Source organism: uncultured Corynebacterium sp. (genome assembly GCF_946998835.1).
Lineage (GTDB): Bacteria > Actinomycetota > Actinomycetes > Mycobacteriales > Mycobacteriaceae > Corynebacterium.
In genome coordinates this window covers 18,073-39,576 of record NZ_CAMQAZ010000011.1, presented here as the reverse complement: position 1 = coordinate 39,576, position 21,504 = coordinate 18,073, and the positions used below count along the sequence as shown (strand labels likewise).

The following is a 21,504-nucleotide window of genomic DNA, read 5'->3' as shown; positions in this document are numbered from 1 at the left end:
GCTGTTTCGCTGAAGGCGCGAGAATCCTCCCGAGTTTTGTCGGGGAGATTCTCGCGTCTTTTTAATTGCTTCATTTATTAATCCACTCAATAGGAAACACACCTAAATAGCACTATTGATGGATGTGAGGCAGATAATTACCCTGGTCACTGGCAGATAAAAGCTCGCTTATTTTTCTCGTTTATTTTTACCCATGCGTAATGGGGGAAGAGGATGGAAACCATGTCTGAGACCGCCGGCAAGAGCACTCCGCACATCAACCCAAAGGGTGCACCAATCGCAGAGACTATTCTGTTGCCCGGTGATCCGCTGCGAGCCAAGTTCATCGCGGAGACCTACTTGGAGGATGTCGTTCAGTTCAACGAGGTCCGCAACATGCTTGGCTTTACTGGCACCTACCAGGGGCAGGAGGTGTCCGTCATGGGCTCCGGCATGGGTATTCCGTCCATTTCGCTCTACTCCTGGGAGCTCATCCACGTCTTCGGTTGTAAGAAGCTGATTCGCGTCGGTTCGTGTGGCGCGCTGCAGCCAGAACTGGACCTGTATGACGTGGTTATCGGTCAGACTGCGTCGACTGATTCCAATTTCCTGTCTCAGTACAACCTGCCGGGAACCTTCGCCCCGGCTGCATCCTTCCGCCTGATCGAAGACGTGCGTGATCGAGCTCGTGAACAGGGCATCACCACGCACGTCGGCAACGTCCTGTCCAGCGACATCTTCTACAATTTCCGGGGAGATGTGAATAATCGTTGGGCTCGAATGGGCGTGCTGGCAGTGGAAATGGAATCGGCTGGCTTGTATGCGACAGCCGCGGAGGCCGGTGCGGAGGCAATGGGCATCTTCACTGTGTCTGACAACATTGTCACAGGTGGAAAGACCACTCCGGAAGAACGTGAGAAGGCATTTACCACGATGATGGAGTTAGCTTTGCCCCTGGCTCGAATCTAGCCCGAAACCGTTGGCGCCGCGCCACAGCTGGCACCTTTTTCTTTGTGTGACGTGGTGTTGGGGGAGGGGCGACTGGCATAAAGAGCGTTCAATGGGAAGTTTTCCCCTTGTGAGGTGCATTAGGTCAGCGGTGTGGGTAAGCTGCAGAGAGTAGTGGCTCCTTTTACCGGGAGCCTGACGTTTTGTGGCGAGACGCGGCTGAAATAGTCGACGCAGCTGCAGTTGCTGTTTGAGCTCGTAAAGAGTGAAGAGTGCACCTTATATATAAGGTGCACTCTAAAAAACGGCGATATGAATGAAAAGGGAGAGGTTTCCACGTGAGTTTCGATGATTGCCCGCCCTCGACTCCGGCCCATCGTGAGAAGAATCCAGAAGCGCGTGCATGCCCAGTAGCGGCAATTGACTGGAATACGATTCCTGATGACAAGGATCTCGAGGTTTGGGATCGTCTGACCGGTAACTTCTGGTTGCCGGAAAAGGTGCCGCTGTCGAACGACATCAAGAGCTGGAATACGCTCAACGCCTTGGAACAGCGCACCACCATGCGCGTATTCACTGGCCTGACCATGCTGGACACCATCCAGGGCACGGTTGGTGCGGTATCACTTATTCCAGATGCGCTGACCCCGCACGAGGAAGCTGTGTACACCAACATTGCCTTCATGGAGTCGGTGCACGCTAAGAGCTACTCGTCAATCTTCCAGACACTGGCGTCGACCCCTGAGATTCAGGATGCTTTCCGCTGGGGTGAGGAAAACGAGTACCTGCAGAAGAAGGCCAAGATCATCCTCGACTACTACGAGGGCGATAACCCGCAGAAGAAGAAGGTTGCTTCCACGCTGCTGGAGTCCTTCCTATTTTACTCGGGCTTTTACCTGCCGATGTACTGGTCCAGCCACGCCAAGCTGACCAATACCGCGGATATCATTCGTCTGATTATTCGTGATGAGGCAGTGCACGGTTACTACATCGGTTACAAGTACCAGCGCAACCTCGAGCGTCTGACCCAGGCAGAGCGTGACGAGCTGAAGGAATACACCTTCGATCTCATGTTTGACCTCTACGACAATGAGATCCAGTACACCGAGGAAATGTACGACGAGCTCGGCTGGACTGAGGATGTCAAGCGCTTCCTGCGTTACAACGGCAACAAGGCGCTGAACAACCTAGGGTACGAGGGCATGTTCCCGTCCGACGAAACTCGGGTTTCACCGGCAATCCTGTCGGCGCTGTCGCCGAATGCTGACGAAAACCATGACTTCTTCTCAGGTTCCGGTTCTTCCTACGTCATGGGTAAGGCCGAAGTGACCGAGGATGAGGACTGGGACTTCTAAAAGCAGAGGTATAGGGACCTTTTCATCACGGTTCCTGCTGTAGTGATCGCACACACGGGGGTAGTAGTCTTAACCGCGGCGATTCCTGCTAAAAAGGCGTTAGCCCAGGTTAAGACAATTCTCAGGAAACTAATAGTGTGCTTAACTGAGCAGGGAAGTGAGCCGGAAAATCCCTTAGCCTTAACTTTTTCCAAGGTTCAGACTAGAATCTGGCACATAGCGGTAGGTGGGTTCGCCGTCGCGTACTCACCTGCACTATTCTCACAAGGACAAAACTTAAAATCCCTGTAGTGAGTTACAGGAAATCTTCGCGTAGTAAGGAGGAAGAATGACTGCAGTAGCGCCTCGTCCAGATCACGGCGTTGTAGCGCCGGAACGGCCGCAGCCGTTCGGACATGAGCGTAAGGGCAGCTGGGCGTGGGATATGCTGACCACGACCGACCACAAGAAGCTGGGCATTATGTACATCATTATGTCCTTCTCGTTCTTCTTTGTCGGCGGCCTGATGGCTCTGCTTATCCGTGCTGAGCTCTTCGCCCCAGGACTCCAGTTCCTTTCCAACGAGCAGTTCAACCAGATGTTCACCATGCACGGCACGGTGATGCTGCTTCTGTTCGGTACCCCGATTGTGTGGGGTTTTGCTAACTACATTCTGCCGCTTCAGATTGGTGCGCCGGACGTGGCTTTCCCGCGTCTGAACGCTTTCGGCTTCTGGCTGACCACTGTCGGTGGCATTCTGATGCTGTCGGGCTTCCTGACCCCGGGTGGTGCTGCTGACTTCGGTTGGACCATGTACTCCCCGCTGTCTGACCCGATTCACTCCCCGGGTGTCGGTTCTGACCTGTGGATCGTCGGTGTCGGTATCGGTGGTGTCGGTACCATCGCTTCCGCTATTAACATGACCACCACAGTTCTGTGCCTCCGCGCACCGGGCATGACCATGTTCCGTATGCCGATCTTCACCTGGAACATCCTGGTCACCTCGATCCTGGCTCTGCTGATCTTCCCGATTCTGACTGCAGCTGCTCTCGGCGTTCTGTACGACCGTAAGCTGGGCGGTCACATCTACGACCCGGCTAACGGTGGCGCCATGCTGTGGCAGCACCTGTTCTGGTTCTTCGGTCACCCAGAGGTCTACGTCCTGCTGTTGCCGTTCGTGGGCATCATCACCGAGGTTGTGCCGGTCTTCTCCCGCAAGCCGCTGTTCGGATACGCAGGTATGGTCTTCGCAACCCTGTCTATTGCAGGTCTGTCCATGGCTGTGTGGGCGCACCACATGTTCGTGACCGGTGGCGTTCTGCTTCCGTTCTTCTCGTTCATGACCTTCCTGATTTCGGTCCCGACCGGTGTTAAGTTCATCAACTGGATGGGTACCATGTGGCGCGGCCACATGACCTTCGAGTCCCCGATGACCTTCGCTCTCGGCTTCATCGTGACCTTCCTGTTCGGTGGTCTGACCGGTATTATGCTGGCTTCCCCGCCGCTGGACTTCCACGTCTCCGACACCTACTTCGTCGTTGCACACTTCCACTACACGCTGTTCGGTACCCTGGTCTTCGCTTCCTACTCGGGCGTTTACTTCTGGTTCCCGAAGATGACCGGTCGTATGCTCGACGAGAAGCTGGCAAAGGTTCACTTCTGGTTGACCTTCATCGGCTTCAACCTGACCTTCCTGGTTCAGCACTGGCTGGGTAACGAAGGTATGCCGCGTCGTTACGCCGACTACCTCGAGACCGACGGTTTCACCACGCTGAACATGATCTCCACTGTGGGTGCGTTCATCCTGGGTCTGTCCGTTATCCCGTTCGTCTGGAACGTCTTCAAGTCCTGGCGCTACGGCGAGGTCGTCACTGTTGATGACCCGTGGGGTTACGGCAACTCCCTCGAGTGGGCTACCTCTTGCCCGCCGCCGCGCCACAACTTCACCTCGATGCCGCGTATCCGCTCGGAGCGCCCGGCATTCGAGCTGCACTACCCGCACATGGTTGAGCGTCAGCGCGCAGAGGCTCACGTTGGTCGTCAGCTCTAAGCGCTAGTGGCTACATGGCTAATGCAACTCTGAGTTAAAAACTACGCGAAGCTACGGCCCCATCACGGTTTCCCGTGATGGGGCCGTTGCCTTGTCTTTAACAGGTTTTCATGGGGTGGGATTGGGGAGGGGACGGATATGGGGGGGGCGGAGAGTCGAGTGTAGAGCCAAAACAAATCGGCCACCCTCTGAAGTGCCGAATCCCGCTAGGCGATGAGCACTCTACATGTGCTTCGTGCGATACTGGATTGGTGAATGAACAGGTAATTTCCTCTCCCAGTCAGTCTGCAGATTCTGACGCGCTGTCAGTTTCGCTAGCTTCGGGCCTGGCCCCGGTTCTTATTACGGCTGTCGGCCGCGACCGCCCGGGTGTTTCGGCAGCATTCTTCCGCGTACTCGCCGCATACGGGGTCCAGATTCTGGATGTGGAGCAGTCGGTTTTCCGCTCTAACCTAAGTCTCGGCGCACTTGTCGGCGTCACCGAGGAGAAGGTCGGAGTCCTCCGAGAGGGGCTCATTGAAACGCTGAAACCGCACGGCATGACGGTCAGTTTCCACCTTGATGCCCCAATTGAGCGCAGCGCTGTGTCCACTCACGCACTTGTCGTACTCGGCAACCCGGTCAATGCCGAGGACATCTCTCGGATTGGCCGTACGCTCGCTGACTACGGTGCAAACATTGATTCCATTCGCGGTATTGCTGATTACCCGGTTACCGGTCTGGAATTGCTTGTCTCTATTCCGGATCCGAAGCCGGGTGCTGGTATTCCACTGCGTAAGGCCCTGGCGCAGTTGGCACAAGACCAGGAGATCGACATCGCAATCGAGCGTGCAGGGTTGCAGCGCCGTTCCAAGCGTCTAATCTGCTTTGACGTGGACTCGACTCTGATTACCGGCGAGGTAATCGAAATGCTGGCTGCCCACGCTGGCCGTGAGGCCGAGGTGGCGGCTGTTACGGATCGCGCTATGCGTGGCGAGCTGGACTTCGCTGAGTCCCTGCATGAGCGTGTCAAGGCCCTGGCTGGTCTGCCGGTCAGCGTCCTTGAAGAGGTCACAAATTCCATTGAGTTGACCCCAGGTGCCCGCACTACTATTCGCACCCTGAAGCGTCTTGGCTACAAGTGCGGTGCAGTCTCCGGTGGTTTTATCCAGATTTTGGAACCGTTGGCGAAGGATTTGGGCCTGGACTTCTACAAGGCCAACACCCTCGAAGTTGAGGACGGTAAGTTGACCGGCCGCGTGATTGGCGGTGTCGTCGATAGGCAGGAAAAGGCCCGCAGCCTCAAGGCATTCGCAAAGGAGTCGGGGCTTCAAATGCACCAGACTGTCGCCGTCGGCGATGGTGCCAATGATATCGACATGCTATCGGTCGCAGGTCTCGGCATTGCCTTCAACGCAAAGCCGGCACTGAAGGAAATTGCAGACACCTCCGTTAACGTGCCGTTCATGGACTCGATTTTGTTCATGCTCGGTATTTCCCGTGATGAAATCGATGATGCCGACCGCGAAGATGGCACCTTCCGCCGCGTGCCGTTGGAGCAGTAGTGCCAATCAAGAATCACAACGACCCAGCTGATTCGGCTGAAGAATCGGTTCCGGAGTGGTTTCGCACAGCCCATAGCCTCCTGCCGCAGCCCGATAGGAAAGACCACGGTGAGGACGTGCCATGGGCAATGGCGATTGTGCTGGAGATTCCGAAGAAGGAACGCCCTTCCCGGAAGGCGATTCTTCGTGCTGCCGCTATGGCAGTTGTCGCCTGCTGCCTGGATAAGCGCGCAGGCGATGATGCTTCGGCCTACCAGCAGGGGCTGACGTCCTGGTACGGTGCGCGCATCCGCAAGCTTTCGCGCCGTGCCCGCAACGTTGGCTGGCAACGCGCTCAGCTCGCACCGGGTGTCACAGTTGAAGTTGACGGTGCCCAGGCTCGTGCGCTGTTGCCAACGCCGGTGGCTGAAACTTATCCGGAGATTGCCAAACTACAAATTTCCGGCACCGATTTGCCTTACGACGCCCCGGAGAACGATGTCTCTGTGGAACAGCGTGGGGATAGCCGTGCTGTCACCTTCACTCCGCCGGTTATCTGGGTGGACAAGAACCTGGGCATGTCCGTCGGAAAGGTAGCCGCGCAGGTTGGGCATGGCTCGATGCTCTACGCAGCCACTTTGCCCGTCGAGGAAGCGTGGGCTTGGGCGCAAAGCGGTTACCCCTTGGACGTCAAAGAAATACCGCGGGAGCAGTGGCCTGCGCCAGAGCTCCGCGCAGTTGAGGTTCAGGATGCCGGGTTTACTGAGATTGCACCCGGGTCAGTGACTGTGGCAGTCACCCCTGGGGTAGCAACTCACGCCTGAGCGCGGGCTGCCTCCATGGCCTTGAGGTCCTTGCGTAGAATCTTGCCCGTCGCCGACTTCGGAATCTCCTCCATGAATTCGACGACTCGAACCTTCTTGTACGGTGCGACGCGGTCGGCAACGTAGTCCATAATCTCGTCCTCCGTTACCTGCTTGCCAGTCTTGAGGACGACATAGGCCTTTGGAATCTCCTCGCCGTCGGAGCGAATGACACCAGAGCAGGCGGCATCGGCGATATCCGGGTGACTGAGCAGCACGGACTCGAGCTCCGCCGGCGGAACCTGGTAGCCCTTGTACTTAATCAGTTCCTTGAAACGATCCACGATGTACACATTCCCGTGTTCATCGAGTTCCGCAACATCGCCGGTGCGCAGCCAACCGTCGACAAGCGTCTCTGCGTTAGCCTTCGGATTATTGAGGTAACCCTTCATGACCTGCGGGCCGTAAACCCACAGTTCGCCAGGCTTCGAGCGGCCTTCGGAAGGAACGGGGATTTCCTGGTAGCCGTCGGCCTCAAGGTCAACAATCTTGTATTGAGTGTTGGGGACTGCCCGGCCAATCGAGTCCAGGGGGCTATCGTGGCCGATGCGGATGTGCGTAGCTGGCGAGGATTCGGTCATGCCGTAGCCCTGTGCAACCACACAGTCGAGACGCTTTTCGACCTGTTCTGCGAGATCGAGCTGGAGGGATGCCGCGCCGGAGAAGATGGTCTCCAAGCTGGACAGGTCGAAGGAATCGACGGCGGGGTGCTTGGCCAAGCCGACGGCAACCGGTGGCGCGACGAATGCGAACTTCGCCTTGTTGTCTGCGATGATGGAAAGGAAATCTACGAAATCGAACTTGCCCATCGTGTACTGCGTCGTACGGCGCCACAGGCACAGGTTCAGCAGCGCGGTCAGGCCGTAGATGTGGAAGAACGGCAGGATGGTCACGGCCGGGGTGTCCTCCGTCAGCGCTCCGGCAGCGGCGCCGCCAGCCTGCACGACATTAGCCACCAGGTTGCGGTGCGTAAGCTGCACGCCCTTCGGAACGCCAGTTGTTCCGGAGGAGAATGGAATCACGGCAACGTCATCGGGGGAGACCTCGACGTCCGGGGCCGCGTGGCCCTCGGCGAGCAGCTCACCCATGCCGTGGAGACCAGTCAGGCCAATAATCATGTCTTCCGGGAGACCAGCGGCCTCAGCGCCGTGGGCGCCCGCCCAACCGATTGATGAGGTAGTCAGCATCATCTTGGCGTCAGAGATACGCAGTTGGTTTTCAATGTCCTCGGCAGTTGCCAGCGATGCAACCGTCGTACAGATAGCGCCGGCGCGCAGGACACCGTGGAGGGCGACTGCGAAGGTCGTCGAATTGGGGCAGTGGAGTGCTACAACGTCGCCCTTCTTAATACCGCGTGCGGCCAGTGCGCCCGCGAACTTCTCAATGCTGGCTTTCAAATCACCGAAGGTGACTTCTGAGCCTGAGTCAACGATTGCAATCTTGTCCTGGTGACGTGGCTCAATTTCACCAAAGAGGAAGTCAAAGAGCGAGGTTTCTGGAATGTTTACGTCGGGGAGGTTACTGGAAAGAGGCATGAGGGAAAATCGCCTTTCTGTTCTCGCGCAAAGCTGCTTAATCCTCCCGGTATTACGTGGACGACTACGGCAACTCCGCTGTGTTTCACATCACAATAATGTATTGAAAAGAAAAGCGTACGAGTTTTGTGAAAACCTTTCCAGAATCCGGACTACCCGCGAATCACGCTCCCGAAACAGGCCCCCGAATCAAGCTTCCTGCGTCAACCGTTTTAACGCCCCAGCTGCAGTATCTAGATTGGTTGTTCGCCAGAAGTCCGGCATCGACGCGGCAATCCAGGAACCATAGCGGGCTGTCGCCAATCGTGAATCCAGTACCGCAACGACCCCGCGGTCATCGACCCGACGCAGCAGACGACCAGAACCCTGCGCCATCAACAGTGCTGCATGGGTCGCTGAGACCTCCATAAATCCGTTTCTACCAGCGGCGTTAGCGGCATCGGAGCGCGCGGATAGCAGCGGGTCATCGGGACGGGGGAATGGGATGCGGTCGATGATGACACAGGACAGCGATGGGCCGGGAACATCGACACCCTGCCACAGCGTCAACGTGCCAAACAAACACGTCTGCGGGTTAGCGGCGAAGCGATCGACCAGGGCACCGATAGAGTCATCGCCCTGGCACAGGACGTCGTAAGGCAGGCGTTTGCGCATTTCCTCCGCGGCAGCCTCGGCGCCACGACGAGATGAGAATAGTCCCAGCGTGCGCCCACCAGCGGCGCGGATAAGGCGCTCCATGATTGCGAACTGCTCTGGGGTGGCACCGTCGCGCCCGGGGCGCGGCAGGTCGCGTGCGACGTAGAGGATTCCGGATTTCTGCGGGTCAAAGGGCGTGCCGACGTCCAAGCCATCCCACTGTCCAGAAGGAAGCCCCCAAGCAGCGGCCATGGCATCGAACTTGCCACCAAGAGCCAGCGTTGCTGAAGTCAAGACGACGGTGGATTCGCCGAAGAGGCGTTCGCGAAGCAGTGCTGCGATGGACAAGGGAGCGACATAAACTGTCTTGTTCTCGCCAAGCCATACGACATCGTCGCTGCTGAACTCCAGAATACGAACGACGGTGTCGTGCATGTTCTCCACGGCTGCGCGCACGGTCTGACGTTCCGTGCTGTCAGAGTCGGAACCCGAACCCCCGGAGCCCGACCCGCCAGAGCCGCCTGAGCCAGAGGTACCTAGCGTGGTCTGCAGTTGCCACAGGCTATCGCGGAGCGAAGCCAGCGCCGTTCCCAGCTCACCTGGAATTTCTTCGAGTGCGCCGCTGTGGGCGTCGGCAAGCAATGCGACGGTTTCGCCTAGTAGATCCGTGGCGTCGATGACATCATCGACCTGCTCTGTGGCGCCGAACTTGCGGGCACGGCGAGCCATCATGGTGATACCGGCGGGGGAGAGCTCGTCGGTGGCGACAGAAGTGATGCGGCCATCGAGCTCGTGGGCCTCGTCGATGACAACGCAGTCGTGCTGCGGCAGAATCATGGCGTCGGAGAGCGCATCGATGGCCAGTAGTGCGTGATTGGTGACCACGATGTCGACGTTTGAGGCTTCGCGACGTGCTTGTTCGGCAAAACATTCTTCGCCGAAGGGGCAGGAGATAGCGCCGACGCATTCGCGGGCCGTGACGGAGACCTGCCGCCAGGCTTCGTTGGAAACGCCCTTGTCCAGGCTGTCACGGTCGCCAGAGTCGGTGTCATTGGCCCATTCGCGCAGCCGCATGACCTCAGCGGCAGTGCGGCTGAGTTGCGCTTCGCTGAGCAGAGCAGTGGGGCCGCCCATGCTTGCCTGCTCGGACTCGTCACCGTCCAGGACTGGATCTGCGATGACATTGCCAACCTTGGACTTGCACAGGTAGTTTGAGCGACCCTTGAGAATTGCGAAGGTCGGAGTACGGGACAAGTGCGGTTCCAGTGACCTGACCAGCCGCGGCAAGTCGCGCTCAACCAGCTGGCGCTGTAGAGCAATGGTCGCCGTGGAGATAATTACAGACTCGTCGGATTCCATTGCCTGCACGATGGAGGGAACCAGGTATGCCAGCGACTTACCTGTACCGGTGCCGGCCTGTACCGCTAGATGTCGTTCGCGGGCAAAGGCTGAGGCAACCGCGCGGGACATCTTGACCTGATTGGGCCGCGTCGTTCCGCCGAGTCCCTCGACTGCCGCATCGAGAAGCGATTCGATGCTGTCAAGGTCATGGACGCTGGCGCTCGGTGGAACTTGGTCGTCTAGCTCATCTGCCCCATCAACGTCATCAAAGTCGTCCGAGAGGTCAGCAAAATCTGCGTGCTCGGGAGTATCCGACACAGTCCCGCCGCCTAGACGCCGTGGAAACGGACGGACAGCACCGGCTCGTCACGGGAGAGGGCGAGCCCCTCCCACGGGAGGCTGACCAGGGCCTTTACCAAGTGTTCGCGGGACTCTTCCAGCGTCGGCAGACCATCGACGACCTCGCCATCGCGCATCATCGGAATAGTCAGATCGCGGTATTGCAGGTTGCCCACATCCGGAATCTCAGAGCCGAGCGGGAAGGCGATTTCCTCCACAGCGGTACCGGAACGGCGGCAGGTCCGAATCGCCGCCTTCACGCCACCGTGGCTCCGCTTATCCAGAGAACGCTTGGCGACGGGAACCCCATCAACTTCCACCATCTTGTAGACCAGCCCCGCAGTCGGTGCGCCGGAACCAGTGACTACAGAGGTGCCCACACCGTAGACATCAACCGGTTCTGCCCTCAGCGCCGCAATTGCGAACTCATCGAGGTCAGAGGACACCACGATGTTGGTGTTGTGGGCACCCAGCGAATCCAGCTGCTGGCGGACCTGGCGTGCGAGAACGCCCAAGTCACCGGAGTCGATGCGGACACCGCCGAGCTCGGGGCCCGCGACCTCAATGGCGGTGTTGACACCCTCGGTGATGTCGTAGGTATCCACCAACAAAGTGGTGTCCGTTCCCAGCGTGTCAATCTGCGCCTTGAAGGCAGCAGCTTCGTTTGTTGTGCCATCTGGGTTGGTGTGCAACAGAGTCCACGCGTGCGCCGCAGTACCGGAGGCCGGAATGTTGTACCGCGCTGCCGCCTCCAAGTTGGAGGTTGCGCTGAAACCTGCCAGGTAGGCGGCACGGGCGGCAGTCACCGCGGCCTCTTCATGAGTACGGCGGGAGCCCATTTCAATAATCGGGCGACCGCCGGCGGCAGTGACCATGCGGGTTGCCGCCGAGGCGATGGCGGAGTCCGCGTTGAGAATGGAGAGAATGACCGTCTCCAAAATGACGCACTCAGCGAAAGTGCCTCGGACCGTCAAAATAGGTGAGGCGGGGAAGTAGAGTTCGCCCTCGCGGTAGCCGTCGACTTGGCCGGTAAAGGAATAGTTGCGCAGGTAGTCCAACGTCCGGTCGTCGAGGAAGTCCAGCGAAGCCAGCTGGTCCTCGGTGAAGCGGAAGTTGCGGATAGCATCCAGCACGCGCGCTGTACCAGCGACAACACCATAGCGGCGCTCATTCGGCAGGCGGCGGCCAAACACCTCGAAGGCGACCTGGCGCTCGCCGGACCCGTCGGCAAGCGATGCCTGCAGCATCGTCAGCTCGTACTTGTCGGTGAGAAGGGCGGTGGAGGAATGCTTATCAATCACGCTGAACAGTCTAGTCCGCGTTTGCTGACCGGGGCAGTCGGTTCCGGCGAGTGTGCGTCACTCCGTACTATCCTGGTGGCTATGAGCATGCCAGCAGCAACACCGATGCCCACCATGGATGCCGATGTCGTGACGGAATCGAACCGACCCTGGCAGTGCATTGTGTGGGATGACCAGGTTAATTCCATGAGTTATGTCACCTACGTATTCCAGATGCTCTTCGGCATGGATCGAAAGAAGGCGCATGCCTTGATGATGACGGTCCACACGGAAGGCAAGGCAATCGTGTCTTCCGGTGAGCGTGACAAGGTAGAGGCCGATGTGAAGAAACTTCACAAGGCAGGACTGTGGGCAACAATGGAGCAGGCTGACTAAGCCGAAATACGACAGCGGGAGAGAAATTACATGCGTCCTTGGAAGCGCAAGCGGTCCCTTCTCGGCGGTGGCGTCAAGTACGTCACGGCATTCGAGGGGGCGGAGCGGGATTTGCTGCTGAATCTGGCTGCTACTGTGGCGGACTCGCTAATGGAGCGCGCCCGAACAGCGCCGAAGGATGAGCTCGCAGAGATGACAGGGATGCCCGTCGGGCACGCGGAAGCCCCGACTGACCCGAAGCTCGCGCGCCTGTTGCCGGATTTCGCTAAGCCAGGAGCTGAGAGCGTCGAGGGGGAAAATGCCCTCATGCGCCAGCTCTATGAATCGGAGATTGTTGAAGCCAAGCTCCACTCACTGCGCGCCATCATCGACGCTCTGGAACCGGCGGAGTCCGGGCAGGTATCCATTTCGGAAAGCGATGCCCACGCCTGGGTTTCGGGTATCAATGATTTGCGTATTTACCTGCATGTTTCCATGGAGAACCTCAACGGGTCCATCGAGCAGATTGAGCAGACCGATGCGATGTACCAGTGGTTGTCCTATAACCAGGAATCGCTGCTGGATCAGCTCATGGGCGAGTAGTGAGTCCCAGTAAAACCTCAAAAGAATGCAGAGATTAACTGCAATCAACAGTGATTAGCAGTGATCAACTGCGATGAACTGTGGTGAAAGGTGCCGTGGTCGACAATGAATTCTGACATCTTCGCAATCAGCCCCGCCGACGTTCGACACCAGGCCAGCAGTGCTGCGCTGGGCACGACCATCGACGTCGGCGCAGGCAGCCTCGACTCCATCGAGGGTATCTCCATCGGGCACGCTACCGAGGGAGATACCGGAGTTACCGTCATAGCCGCTCCACGCGGTGCCATCGGCGCTGTCGATGTCCGCGGCGGTGGCCCCGGCACCCGTGAGACCGACCTGCTCGCGCCGGAAAATACTGTCGAACGCGCGCACGCTGTCGTTCTGGCTGGCGGCTCCGCGTTCGGTCTCGCCGCTGCAGATGGAGTTATGCGCGAGCTGCATGACCGTGGCATCGGTTTTGAGGTCACTCCAACACGGCCGGACGTCCTCGTGCCCATCGTTCCCGGCGCCGTCATCTTCGATTTGCTGTTGGGCGAACCGACGCTTCCCACCGCAGAGCTCGGGCGCGAGGCGTTGTCGCACGCGCTTGACGACGTCCCGGAGACCATTCCCTCTGGAACAGTAGGTGCCGGTGTCGGAGCTATGGCCGGTGCTATCAAGGGTGGCTTTGGCCAAGCTCGCGTGAACTCAGCCGATGGCAAGTATTTCGTGGCCGCTGCCATGGTGGTTAACTCCTTTGGGGCGGTCATTGACCCGGAGGGACGCCTTTACGGAATGCCTGTGGCGGCCGGTGCCAGTGAGGACGCATTGGCGCAGTTGGACCGGGTTTTCGTCGGTAGGACCAAGATTCTCGCTGATGTGGCTGGGGATGGGGAATCGTCGGCAAGCGTGCGAAATACGACGATTGGCACGTTGGTAACCAATGCGCCGCTGACGACGGCACAGTTGAAGCGGTTGGCGATGTGCGGTCATGATGGACTGGCCCGGGCGATTCGGCCGGCGCATGCGCCGATGGACGGTGACACGCTGTTTGTACTCAGCACCGCAGAGGCGGAGGATGGCGGAAACGTTGAACCCGTGGGCTCGGAGGTAGTGGCACTGCTGGCTGCGATGTCAGCAGATGCGGTGCAGATGGCTATTGTCGATGCCGTAATGAGTGCAACAGGACGCGCGGGAGTGTCCGCGCTGTCAGAGATGCTGGACAAGTAGTGAGGGACGTTCGCCAATGAATCCGCAATGGGGCTCGGCACGACAGCAGAATTACCAGAACTATGCGCAGTATCCGACTGGCGGTCCGGTGCAGCAGCGTCGAAATAATCAGCTTATTCCGCAAGATCGCGATGGCGGGCTCGGGGCGGCCATCAGTACGGCTATTGGGTACTTGGTAGTTATCTGGACGGTCTTTCTCGTCAATGAATTCGTCTTCGGCGGTGCGCTGAATAACTTCGGTGTGCGCCCACGCGAAACCTCGACAGTGTGGGGAATCTTTGCCGCACCGCTACTGCACGCAGATTACGGGCATATTATGGCGAACTCTCTGCCGGGGGCGTTATTTGCCGGTCTGATTGCAATGTCGTCGAAGCGGTTATTTTGGCAGGTCACACTTCTCATTACGGTAGTTGGTGGCGGTCTGACGTGGTTGGTCGGCGGTGCGAATACGGTCCACATTGGTGCGTCCGGTCTTATCTACGGTTGGCTCGCGTTCTTGGTGGTCCGCGGTTTTGTTAATCGTCGCGTGATGCAGATCATTTTGGGCGTGATTCTGGCCTCCATGTACTCGGGTCTAATCTGGGGAGTGCTGCCGACACAGATGGCTGTCAGTTGGCAGATGCACCTCTTCGGTGGGCTTGCGGGTATCTGGGCTGCGATGATGTTTAAGCGTGGTCGCACACGTAGCTAGAGGTCTGCGTAGCTAGGAGTCTGCAGCGCGAATACTCTGCGGCATCAGCTACTCGGCCCTTAAGTAGGGTCGGCTTAGAATCTGCCTAGAATGGGAGTTTCGGTGTGCGCCGAAAGATTGACACTTAAACATCACAGAGGCACTCGGTAATCATCGGCACTCGTTAAAACCAGTCCTTCAAACGATATGAGGAGTCCAGATAGCGGTGGGAGCAGGAGCGGAAACTCAGGCGGTCAATCAGTTGGCGGCACAGGATAACGGCTTCCCCGACAGGACTGCGCCGATTGGCATCTTCGACTCGGGTGTGGGCGGCCTGACAGTGGCACGTGCCATCATGGATCAGCTGCCGCACGAGTCGATTATGTATATCGGCGATACGGCCAATGGTCCCTATGGCCCGCTGCGGATTGCCGAGGTACGTCAGCACGCTGAAGCGATTGCCGATGAATTGGTTGCCCGCGGCTGCAAGATGATTGTCATTGCCTGCAATACCGCTTCGGCTGCTTTTTTGCGCGATGCCCGCGAACGCTACCCAGTTCCGGTTGTCGAAGTTATCCTGCCTGCCGTGCGGCGTGCGGTCTCGACCACCAGGAATGGAAAAGTCGGTGTCATCGGTACTGCCGCCACGATTCGCTCCCGTGCTTACCAAGACCTCTTTGATGCAGTGCCCGGTGTGGACGTTTCCGCCGTTGATTGCCCGCGGTTCGTGGACTTTGTGGAGCGTGGCATCACCTCGGGACGCCAGATTCTGGGGCTTGCGGAGGGCTACCTCGCACCACTGCAGTCCGACGGCGTAGACACGCTCGTGCTGGGCTGCACGCACTATCCACTGCTGTCCGGTGTTATTCAGCTGGCGATGGGCGAAGATGTCGCCCTGGTGTCCTCGGCGGAGGAAACTTCCAAGGACGTACTGCGCATCCTCACAGAGACGGACATGCTCGCAGACCCGGAGAGCAATCCGAACCCGATGCGCACTTTTGAATCCACTGGCGATCCGCAAGTTTTTGCATCACTGGCCAAGCGCTTCCTCGGCCCGGGTATAAGCCAGGTCACTATGCATTCACAAATGTGACCTTTCTTATTAAACCCGGACACTCCACTGGTTTTTTGCGCTGCTTCGGCCAATTACATGGCAAGCTTGAAGTATGCGATTGAAGGTTCTGGGATGTACGGGCAGCATGGGTGGCCCATCGGCGCCAGCATCTGGCTACTTCATTGAGCTGGATAACGGTCGAACCTTTGTCATTGATTTGGGTCCTGGCGTCCTCGCTGAATTGCAGAAAATCGCTGATCCCGCGGCCTGCGATTTACTTCTGACCCATGTACACCCAGACCACACGGCAGACATCCCCGGGCTGCTTGTCTGGCGCCGCTTCCACCCGACGGCCCCGGCGCGCTGCCGAAATCTGCTTGTCGGCCCAGGGGATATTCACCGCCGCATTGCGGTCATGTGTGAAGCGCTGGGCAGTGAAGAGGATGCGAACTTGGAAGACACCTTTAATCAGGTGGTCACCAATCCTGGCGAGCCACTGCTGGTTGGAGGGGCTGAAGCGGACGGAGGTGCCGTCGTCACGCCGTACACCATGATCCACCCGGTGCCAGCTGTTGGATATCGCATTGAAGCGGACGGTCTGACCATTGCGTACTCGGGCGATACCGCATGGACTGATGAGTTGGTGGAGCTGGCGCGGGATGCGGATATCTTCATCTGCGAGGCCACGTGGTGCAGCAACGACGAGGGGAATCCCCCAAATATGCATCTGTCGGGCTTCGAAGCCGGACGGGCTGCGACGCTAGCCGGGGTTAAGAAGCTGGTTTTGACTCACATTCCGCCGTACGCAGATGGGCAGGAGGCCCTGCGCGCCGCGAAGAGCACCTTTGCTGGGGATATTGAATTGGCCTACTTGGGCATGGAGCTGGGCGCCTAGCTCCAGCAATCGTCGGGTTGCCGCTGGGCTGTCGCAACAGATTCGCGCCGAGCGGTAGGGTAGTGGGCATGACTACAGCTAATTCCGATTTTCGCCGTGCCGATGGACGCGCGGTAGATGAAATGCGCAAGGTGACCATCACTCGTGGCTTCACCGACAATCCGGCCGGTTCTGTGCTGGTGACCTTCGGCAACACGCGCGTGATGTGCACCGCTTCCGTGGAGCAGTCCGTACCGCGATTCAAGCGTGACTCCGGTGAGGGCTGGCTGACCGCTGAGTACTCCATGCTGCCGGCCTCTACTCACGAGCGCATGCCGCGTGAGTCGATGCGCGGCAAGGTCAAGGGTCGTACGCACGAGATTTCCCGCCTGATTGGCCGTTCCCTGCGCGCAGCTATCGATCTGAAGGAGCTCGGCGAGAACACCATCAACATTGACTGTGATGTTCTGCAGGCAGATGGCGGTACCCGTACCGCTTCCATCACGGGTGCCTATGTCGCGCTGGCCGATGCCCTGACTTACCTGCACGCAGCGGGCGCTGTTCCGGGCACACCGCTGAAGGCGCCGGTTGCAGCTGTTTCGGTCGGCATTATCGACGGCCGCGTCTGCTTGGACCTGCCTTACGAGGAGGACTCCCGCGCTGAGGTCGACCTCAACGTGGTGATGACCGCTGAGGGTAAGTTCGTCGAAATCCAGGGCACTGGCGAGGAAGGCACCTTCGACCGCGATCAGCTGAACGACATGCTCGACTCGGCTGAAAAGGGTCTGCGCGAGCTCGTCGCCCTGCAGCAGGAAGTTCTGCGCGCACCGTACCCAGGTGAGCTGCCGTGAAACTCCTCGTCGCTACCCGAAACTCCAAGAAACTAGTCGAACTCGACCGCATTCTGCGCGCGGCGGGGATCGATTCGGTGGAGCTTCTTTCGCTTAGCGACGTCCCGGAGTACCCAGAGCGCCCCGAAACCGGTCGCACTTTTGCGGACAATGCCTATATCAAGGCTTTCGATGGCGCGACTCACACCGGATACGCCTGCTTGGCCGATGATTCAGGGCTGAGCGTCGACGAGCTAAACGGTATGCCGGGTGTGCTCTCCGCACGCTGGTCCGGCACCCACGGCGATGATGTCGCTAACTACGAGCTGCTGCTCGCGCAGATGGGTGACTGCCCGGATAAGCGTCGGACAGCGTCCTTCCGCACCGCCTGCGCGCTAGTCGTCCCCGGTGTTGGCGAGGTACCGTCCGCGCTTGCCGACGGCGGTTTCCCCGCCGTCCTCGATGAAGCCGGTAACCTTCTGCTGGTTGTAGAGGGGCGCTGGCCGGGCTCCATTCTGCGTGAGCCGGTTGGGGATAACGGGTTCGGCTACGACCCGGTGTTCTCACCTGCAATTGGAGAGGGCAACGATGCTGAGGGCACCTTGTCTGCGGCACAAATGAGCGCCGAAGACAAGGACGCATTTAGCCACAGGGGGCGTGCACTGCGTGCCTTGACTCCGGCGCTGAAAATTCTGGCTGAGGCTGAGGGGTAGCAACCGCTACTTCAGCTGGAAAGCGGTCTCGACTTCCTCACGGCGCTTCTTCTCAACGTAGAACGAGAGGAACGGGACAACGCCGCCGAGAGCGGTGATAATCCACTTAGCCGGCTCCCAGCGGGCCTTGGTGCCCAGGTTTACGGTGGCAATCAGAAATGCCATGTAGCCGAAGCCGTGAATCTGGGCAGTGTAGAAGAACCACCGCGGCGCGTCGGCGGAGTTGTCGAGGATGAGGTACTTGTAGATCATCTCGGCGCACAGCAGGAGCAGCATTACACCGGTGAAGTAAGCAGTGATGGAGAAATACGTCAGTGCCTTCTTCACGCGCTCCTGACGATCGGGGTTGATGTTGGTCACTAAAAGTCCTTTTCTCGAGTAAGCAGTTGTCGCCTAAGCGTTGGTACTAGAGTCAGTCGATTGTGTCTCATCCACGCGCGGTACCTTGCGTGTGCCATCTGGGTTGGTGGGCAGGAACTCGTCGGGGATTTCCGTCATGACACTGTCCTTGGACTCGGATGCGGCCTCAGTATTGCCGCTCAGGCGCTCTCGTTCGTACTCCATGTACTTGCGATAGGCCCAAATAAAGAACAGACCGAAAGCGGGCCACTGCAGTGCGTAGCCCAGATTCTGGAATGAGCTGGTTGTGTTCCACCTGCTGAGCTGCCAGTAGGCGAGCGCAAGAGTAGCGCCGACAGCAAGGACTAAGAAGATCAGTTGCACCACTCGAGTGCGAGTGGGAATCTTTGCTGGCCTGTCAGTGGTGTTGGGATGCTGTGAAGTGGACACACAACCACCATAGCTAGTGTGTGACCTGCCAAGCTAGCGCGCTTGCCTGATGAGAGGTTAGGAGACATTAGATAGGACATTAGGAAATCTGCGGCGAACCCGTTAAAGTGTGTACAGTCCAAAAGAGCTGTGATGGTTCGTTGCCTCGGTAGGCGGCTAAGCGGTAGCTGGTGCCTGCTGGGACCGCACGGAACGGTCACGGATTTTGAAGACAGGCGCCTGTGGCGGAATTGGCAGACGCGCTGGATTTAGGTTCCAGTGCCTTAGGGCGTGGGAGTTCAAGTCTCCCCAGGCGCACACATAAACACCTCGTGACTATGCAGGTCACGGGTATTTTACTTTCCCGCGGGGGCTTCCACTACAACCTCACTGCAACCAGAGCCTAAAATTTCGCCCATTTTCGCCCCCACTTCGCCGAGTCCCGAGTCAAATAGGTGGGAGTAGGTGTCGAGCGTAATCGACGGCTTAGCGTGACCAAGCTGCCGCTGCACCTGCAACACATTGGCACCCGCCGAGATAAGAAGCGACGCGGCAGTGTGACGGAGGTCATGGCGAACCAGCCCCTTGGGAAAAGTATCGTCTACCGCCGGTCAGCTCGATTGTCTGGTACACGAACACGCCACCTATCACTAGGGGTAGACCATGAAAGACGTGCAGAAAATTTACAGTGCAGCAGGCCGCGCACGCGCGGAGCTAGAGCAGCGTCTACAGGCCGCAGCGAATGCTATCGACGGCTCCGAGATGTGGGCCGCAGCCCCCGCACTGCTCCGCGACATGGAGCACGCGGGGCAGCTGGGCACCATGCAGTGGCACCGTGACGCGGTAGGCGCGCTGCTCGATTTCGGGGTGCCCCGCCGGGCGGTGGCCACACTCGCCGGGGTCTCACAAAACCGATTGTTACAGTTCCTAACTAGTCGCGCGCCTGGCTTGAAAACGCTGCCGGTGACTGCCCCGCCCGCCCCTACGGAGGCGGCGACGCGGCTCATGCGGGACTCGCTGAGGCAGCTGCGCTTTACGTGGGAATATCGCAAGGCGGGCATACAGAGCAGCCAGGACAAGGCTCATTTTGACGCGGGAGATGTGGCCGCCTGGCTCGCCTGCGAGAAGCTGACGGAGAGCTAGACCGGCTGAGTATCACCAAGGGGCTGGGGGCGTGTTGCATGAGCGACCTAGCCGTGGCGGACGTGGCCCGCTTGATGGGCACCTCGACGGTAGTAATGTCCGCGCGACTGGCCGTTGTACCTGGCTCTAGACCGCAAGACCCCTCATACCTCGGGCGTAGACCCTGAAAACCCGCCTCGAACCTGGGAAAACTCGGACTTGGGCGGGTTTTCTGTCGCTAAGTATCTAGGACTTTAACCCAGACTGTCTAGGGCTTTAACGCTCCGGGTCTATGCTCATTTCCCGCATACAGAATTTACTTTTCATGGTCTAGACCGTGGTCTAGCGCCCGGTCTAGGGAACAGTCTGCCTGCCACCTGCGACCTGCCACAGGCCTCCCGTTCCCTGCTCCCCGCAGCCCGCCACAGCACCTCGCAGCGGGTGAGTTTTGACGCATGAAAAAGTCCCCAGTTAAATCACCTGGGGGCTAGTCGCTTGTTGCTAGGCGACCTGCTTGCGGTGCGTGTGGCGACGCTGCGGCAAGGTCAGGCCAGCCATCTCGATTTGCGGGCGCGTGACGGTCTTAGATTCCACCTCCGCGGTGATGGTCTCCCGCCACGGGTCCTGTGCAGCATTGACAGTCTCCACTGCGGCGTTGACTGCGCGGTCGGCCTCCGCCAGCGTCTCCGCGTAGTCATTATCCATCTCCGCATTAAGGGCGGCGCGCTGCCGCGCCTGCTCCTCCTCAAGGGCTGCCATGCGCTGCTCGCGCTCAGTCTTTCCCGCGTCGTAGGTATCCGTGCGCTCGGTGACTGCCGCCTGGTACGCCGCCTCTGCACGGTCGTAAACCTCCTGCGACTCGGCCACACGCGCCATGGCCTCCTGCTGGCGCTCGAAAAAGCTTGTATACATTAGGTACACTCCTTAAATCAACTCTGGAAACTTGACCCCATTCTAGCGCGTGTGTGCGACGGAGGCTAGGGTACAACGCCGGAAACATTTTCGGTCGCGGGCGGCATTTTCCTAGGTCACACGTAGAAAACGCCCGGCGCGATTACACTGCTGCATGAACCGGTGCAGTGCCGCGTCAGGCGGGGTGGTGGGATAGGTGACGAGCTAGTCGGAGACGAGCTGCGCGACCCGCTGATGGGATATGTCGAGCAGTACCGCCGTGTCGCGGTAGGTCAGCCCTTGAGCTACAAGGTTGCGAGCAGCACGAGCAGTTGCGGTTGCGGCTGCCTCTTCACCCGCGGGAGTGCCCAGCTGGATAACTACCCTCGCAGTGTCCGGGTCTGGCTCTATCTCCGGGTATAGCTCTAGCGGCCGGCGCACCATATCTTTTATCTCAGCGAGGGTGCGCCCCTGGGTGAAGAGTCCCGGCACCTGGGGCACGGTGACGGCCCACCAGTCGCCGGAGCGCTTTACCCTTGCGGTGTATATAGTCATGTGCCCAGTCTC

Annotated in this window: 22 protein-coding genes and 1 tRNA gene; 15 read left to right on the top strand and 8 right to left on the bottom strand. The window is 58.9% G+C overall.

Annotated features, from left to right (window positions below; all coding sequences use genetic code 11):
• Window positions 1-222 precede the first annotated feature (222 nt).
• From deoD to Q0U90_RS05430, 5 genes are all read left to right on the top strand, one after another.
• Complete coding sequence (gene deoD, locus Q0U90_RS05450; RefSeq protein WP_297452440.1) at window positions 223-948, top strand: purine-nucleoside phosphorylase; 726 nt, start codon at window positions 223-225, stop codon at window positions 946-948.
• 317 nt (window positions 949-1,265) lie between these two features.
• Window positions 1,266-2,282, top strand: a complete 1,017-nt coding sequence (gene nrdF / locus Q0U90_RS05445; RefSeq protein WP_297452439.1) for a class 1b ribonucleoside-diphosphate reductase subunit beta — start codon at window positions 1,266-1,268, stop codon at window positions 2,280-2,282.
• Window positions 2,283-2,610: 328 nt separating this feature from the next.
• On the top strand, window positions 2,611-4,311 hold the full coding sequence (ctaD, locus tag Q0U90_RS05440) for a cytochrome c oxidase subunit I (RefSeq protein WP_297452438.1): 1,701 nt from the start codon (window positions 2,611-2,613) through the stop codon (window positions 4,309-4,311).
• A gap of 251 nt (window positions 4,312-4,562) precedes the next feature.
• The gene (serB, locus tag Q0U90_RS05435; RefSeq protein WP_297452437.1) at window positions 4,563-5,855 is read left to right on the top strand and encodes a phosphoserine phosphatase SerB; all 1,293 of its coding nucleotides are present in this window, start codon (window positions 4,563-4,565) and stop codon (window positions 5,853-5,855) included.
• Window positions 5,855-6,658 (top strand): peptidyl-tRNA hydrolase, encoded by an 804-nt coding sequence (locus tag Q0U90_RS05430; RefSeq protein ID WP_297452436.1) that lies wholly within the window; start codon window positions 5,855-5,857, stop codon window positions 6,656-6,658. The genes serB and Q0U90_RS05430 overlap by 1 nt, the downstream gene beginning before the upstream one ends.
• Here Q0U90_RS05430 and Q0U90_RS05425 read toward each other — a convergent pair.
• The 3 genes from Q0U90_RS05425 to Q0U90_RS05415 all read right to left on the bottom strand — a co-directional run bounded on the left by Q0U90_RS05425 (window position 6,649) and on the right by Q0U90_RS05415 (window position 11,849).
• Window positions 6,649-8,232 (bottom strand): AMP-binding protein, encoded by a 1,584-nt coding sequence (locus tag Q0U90_RS05425; protein ID WP_297452435.1) that lies wholly within the window; start codon window positions 8,230-8,232, stop codon window positions 6,649-6,651. The genes Q0U90_RS05430 and Q0U90_RS05425 overlap by 10 nt on opposite strands.
• Window positions 8,233-8,421: 189 nt before the next feature.
• Window positions 8,422-10,527: an ATP-dependent DNA helicase gene (locus Q0U90_RS05420; RefSeq protein ID WP_297452434.1), complete on the bottom strand. Its 2,106-nt coding sequence runs from the start codon at window positions 10,525-10,527 to the stop codon at window positions 8,422-8,424.
• Between the two features lie 11 nt (window positions 10,528-10,538).
• Window positions 10,539-11,849, bottom strand: coding sequence for a nicotinate phosphoribosyltransferase (locus Q0U90_RS05415; protein WP_297452433.1), 1,311 nt, complete (start codon window positions 11,847-11,849; stop codon window positions 10,539-10,541).
• An 81-nt stretch (window positions 11,850-11,930) separates the two neighbouring features.
• On the opposite strand from Q0U90_RS05415, the gene clpS reads away from it, so the two are divergent.
• The 8 genes from clpS to Q0U90_RS05375 all read left to right on the top strand — a co-directional run bounded on the left by clpS (window position 11,931) and on the right by Q0U90_RS05375 (window position 18,156).
• Window positions 11,931-12,224, top strand: a complete 294-nt coding sequence (clpS, locus tag Q0U90_RS05410) for an ATP-dependent Clp protease adapter ClpS (RefSeq protein WP_005511165.1) — start codon at window positions 11,931-11,933, stop codon at window positions 12,222-12,224.
• Window positions 12,225-12,254: 30 nt separating this feature from the next.
• On the top strand, window positions 12,255-12,806 hold the full coding sequence (locus Q0U90_RS05405; protein WP_297452432.1) for a DUF2017 domain-containing protein: 552 nt from the start codon (window positions 12,255-12,257) through the stop codon (window positions 12,804-12,806).
• Window positions 12,807-12,911: 105 nt separating this feature from the next.
• Complete coding sequence (locus Q0U90_RS05400) at window positions 12,912-14,015, top strand: P1 family peptidase (protein ID WP_297452431.1); 1,104 nt, start codon at window positions 12,912-12,914, stop codon at window positions 14,013-14,015.
• Window positions 14,016-14,031: 16 nt separating this feature from the next.
• A complete protein-coding gene (locus Q0U90_RS05395; protein WP_297452430.1) occupies window positions 14,032-14,706 on the top strand; it encodes a rhomboid family intramembrane serine protease in 675 nt (224 codons plus the stop codon).
• A gap of 241 nt (window positions 14,707-14,947) precedes the next feature.
• Window positions 14,948-15,778 carry a glutamate racemase gene (murI, locus tag Q0U90_RS05390; protein ID WP_297452468.1) on the top strand — a complete coding sequence of 277 codons (831 nt, stop codon included), beginning with the start codon at window positions 14,948-14,950 and terminating at the stop codon, window positions 15,776-15,778.
• A 106-nt stretch (window positions 15,779-15,884) separates the two neighbouring features.
• Window positions 15,885-16,634, top strand: a complete 750-nt coding sequence (locus Q0U90_RS05385) for an MBL fold metallo-hydrolase (RefSeq protein WP_297452429.1) — start codon at window positions 15,885-15,887, stop codon at window positions 16,632-16,634.
• A gap of 68 nt (window positions 16,635-16,702) precedes the next feature.
• On the top strand, window positions 16,703-17,464 hold the full coding sequence (gene rph, locus Q0U90_RS05380) for a ribonuclease PH (protein WP_048733016.1): 762 nt from the start codon (window positions 16,703-16,705) through the stop codon (window positions 17,462-17,464).
• Window positions 17,461-18,156: a non-canonical purine NTP pyrophosphatase gene (locus tag Q0U90_RS05375; RefSeq protein WP_297452428.1), complete on the top strand. Its 696-nt coding sequence runs from the start codon at window positions 17,461-17,463 to the stop codon at window positions 18,154-18,156. Before rph ends, Q0U90_RS05375 begins: the two co-directional genes overlap by 4 nt.
• Before the next feature lie 6 nt (window positions 18,157-18,162).
• On the opposite strand, the gene Q0U90_RS05370 is transcribed toward Q0U90_RS05375, so the two are convergent.
• Both Q0U90_RS05370 and Q0U90_RS05365 read right to left on the bottom strand, forming a co-directional pair.
• On the bottom strand, window positions 18,163-18,516 hold the full coding sequence (locus Q0U90_RS05370) for a DUF3817 domain-containing protein (protein WP_297452427.1): 354 nt from the start codon (window positions 18,514-18,516) through the stop codon (window positions 18,163-18,165).
• A 33-nt stretch (window positions 18,517-18,549) separates the two neighbouring features.
• On the bottom strand, window positions 18,550-18,945 hold the full coding sequence (locus Q0U90_RS05365; protein WP_297452426.1) for a hypothetical protein: 396 nt from the start codon (window positions 18,943-18,945) through the stop codon (window positions 18,550-18,552).
• 215 nt (window positions 18,946-19,160) lie between these two features.
• On the opposite strand from Q0U90_RS05365, the gene Q0U90_RS05360 reads away from it, so the two are divergent.
• Window positions 19,161-19,242, top strand: a tRNA-Leu gene (locus Q0U90_RS05360).
• Window positions 19,243-19,280: 38 nt separating this feature from the next.
• Here Q0U90_RS05360 and Q0U90_RS05355 read toward each other — a convergent pair.
• Window positions 19,281-19,505, bottom strand: a complete 225-nt coding sequence (locus Q0U90_RS05355; protein ID WP_297452467.1) for a tyrosine-type recombinase/integrase — start codon at window positions 19,503-19,505, stop codon at window positions 19,281-19,283.
• A gap of 91 nt (window positions 19,506-19,596) precedes the next feature.
• Between Q0U90_RS05355 and Q0U90_RS05350 the strand changes: the two genes are divergently transcribed.
• On the top strand, window positions 19,597-20,067 hold the full coding sequence (locus tag Q0U90_RS05350) for a hypothetical protein (protein ID WP_297452425.1): 471 nt from the start codon (window positions 19,597-19,599) through the stop codon (window positions 20,065-20,067).
• Window positions 20,068-20,547: 480 nt separating this feature from the next.
• On the opposite strand, the gene Q0U90_RS05345 is transcribed toward Q0U90_RS05350, so the two are convergent.
• Window positions 20,548-20,958: a hypothetical protein gene (locus tag Q0U90_RS05345; RefSeq protein ID WP_297452424.1), complete on the bottom strand. Its 411-nt coding sequence runs from the start codon at window positions 20,956-20,958 to the stop codon at window positions 20,548-20,550.
• Between the two features lie 204 nt (window positions 20,959-21,162).
• The gene (locus tag Q0U90_RS05340) at window positions 21,163-21,492 is read right to left on the bottom strand and encodes a type II toxin-antitoxin system HicB family antitoxin (protein ID WP_297452423.1); all 330 of its coding nucleotides are present in this window, start codon (window positions 21,490-21,492) and stop codon (window positions 21,163-21,165) included.
• Between the last annotated feature and the right edge of the window lie 12 nt (window positions 21,493-21,504).

What these genes read in the sequence shown, in the direction of transcription:
- Q0U90_RS05340 (WP_297452423.1), bottom strand. Translation starts at nt 21,492, where the DNA reads ATGACTATATACACCGCAAGGGTAAAGCGCTCCGGCGACTGGTGGGCC.
- Q0U90_RS05345 (WP_297452424.1), bottom strand. Translation starts at nt 20,958, where the DNA reads ATGTATACAAGCTTTTTCGAGCGCCAGCAGGAGGCCATGGCGCGTGTG.
- Q0U90_RS05385 (WP_297452429.1), top strand. Translation starts at nt 15,885, where the DNA reads ATGGGTGGCCCATCGGCGCCAGCATCTGGCTACTTCATTGAGCTGGAT.
- Q0U90_RS05400 (WP_297452431.1), top strand. Translation starts at nt 12,912, where the DNA reads ATGAATTCTGACATCTTCGCAATCAGCCCCGCCGACGTTCGACACCAG.
- Q0U90_RS05425 (WP_297452435.1), bottom strand. Translation starts at nt 8,232, where the DNA reads ATGCCTCTTTCCAGTAACCTCCCCGACGTAAACATTCCAGAAACCTCG.
- rph (WP_048733016.1), top strand. Translation starts at nt 16,703, where the DNA reads ATGACTACAGCTAATTCCGATTTTCGCCGTGCCGATGGACGCGCGGTA.
- Q0U90_RS05405 (WP_297452432.1), top strand. Translation starts at nt 12,255, where the DNA reads ATGCGTCCTTGGAAGCGCAAGCGGTCCCTTCTCGGCGGTGGCGTCAAG.
- ctaD (WP_297452438.1), top strand. Translation starts at nt 2,611, where the DNA reads ATGACTGCAGTAGCGCCTCGTCCAGATCACGGCGTTGTAGCGCCGGAA.
- deoD (WP_297452440.1), top strand. Translation starts at nt 223, where the DNA reads ATGTCTGAGACCGCCGGCAAGAGCACTCCGCACATCAACCCAAAGGGT.
- clpS (WP_005511165.1), top strand. Translation starts at nt 11,931, where the DNA reads ATGAGCATGCCAGCAGCAACACCGATGCCCACCATGGATGCCGATGTC.
- Q0U90_RS05395 (WP_297452430.1), top strand. Translation starts at nt 14,032, where the DNA reads ATGAATCCGCAATGGGGCTCGGCACGACAGCAGAATTACCAGAACTAT.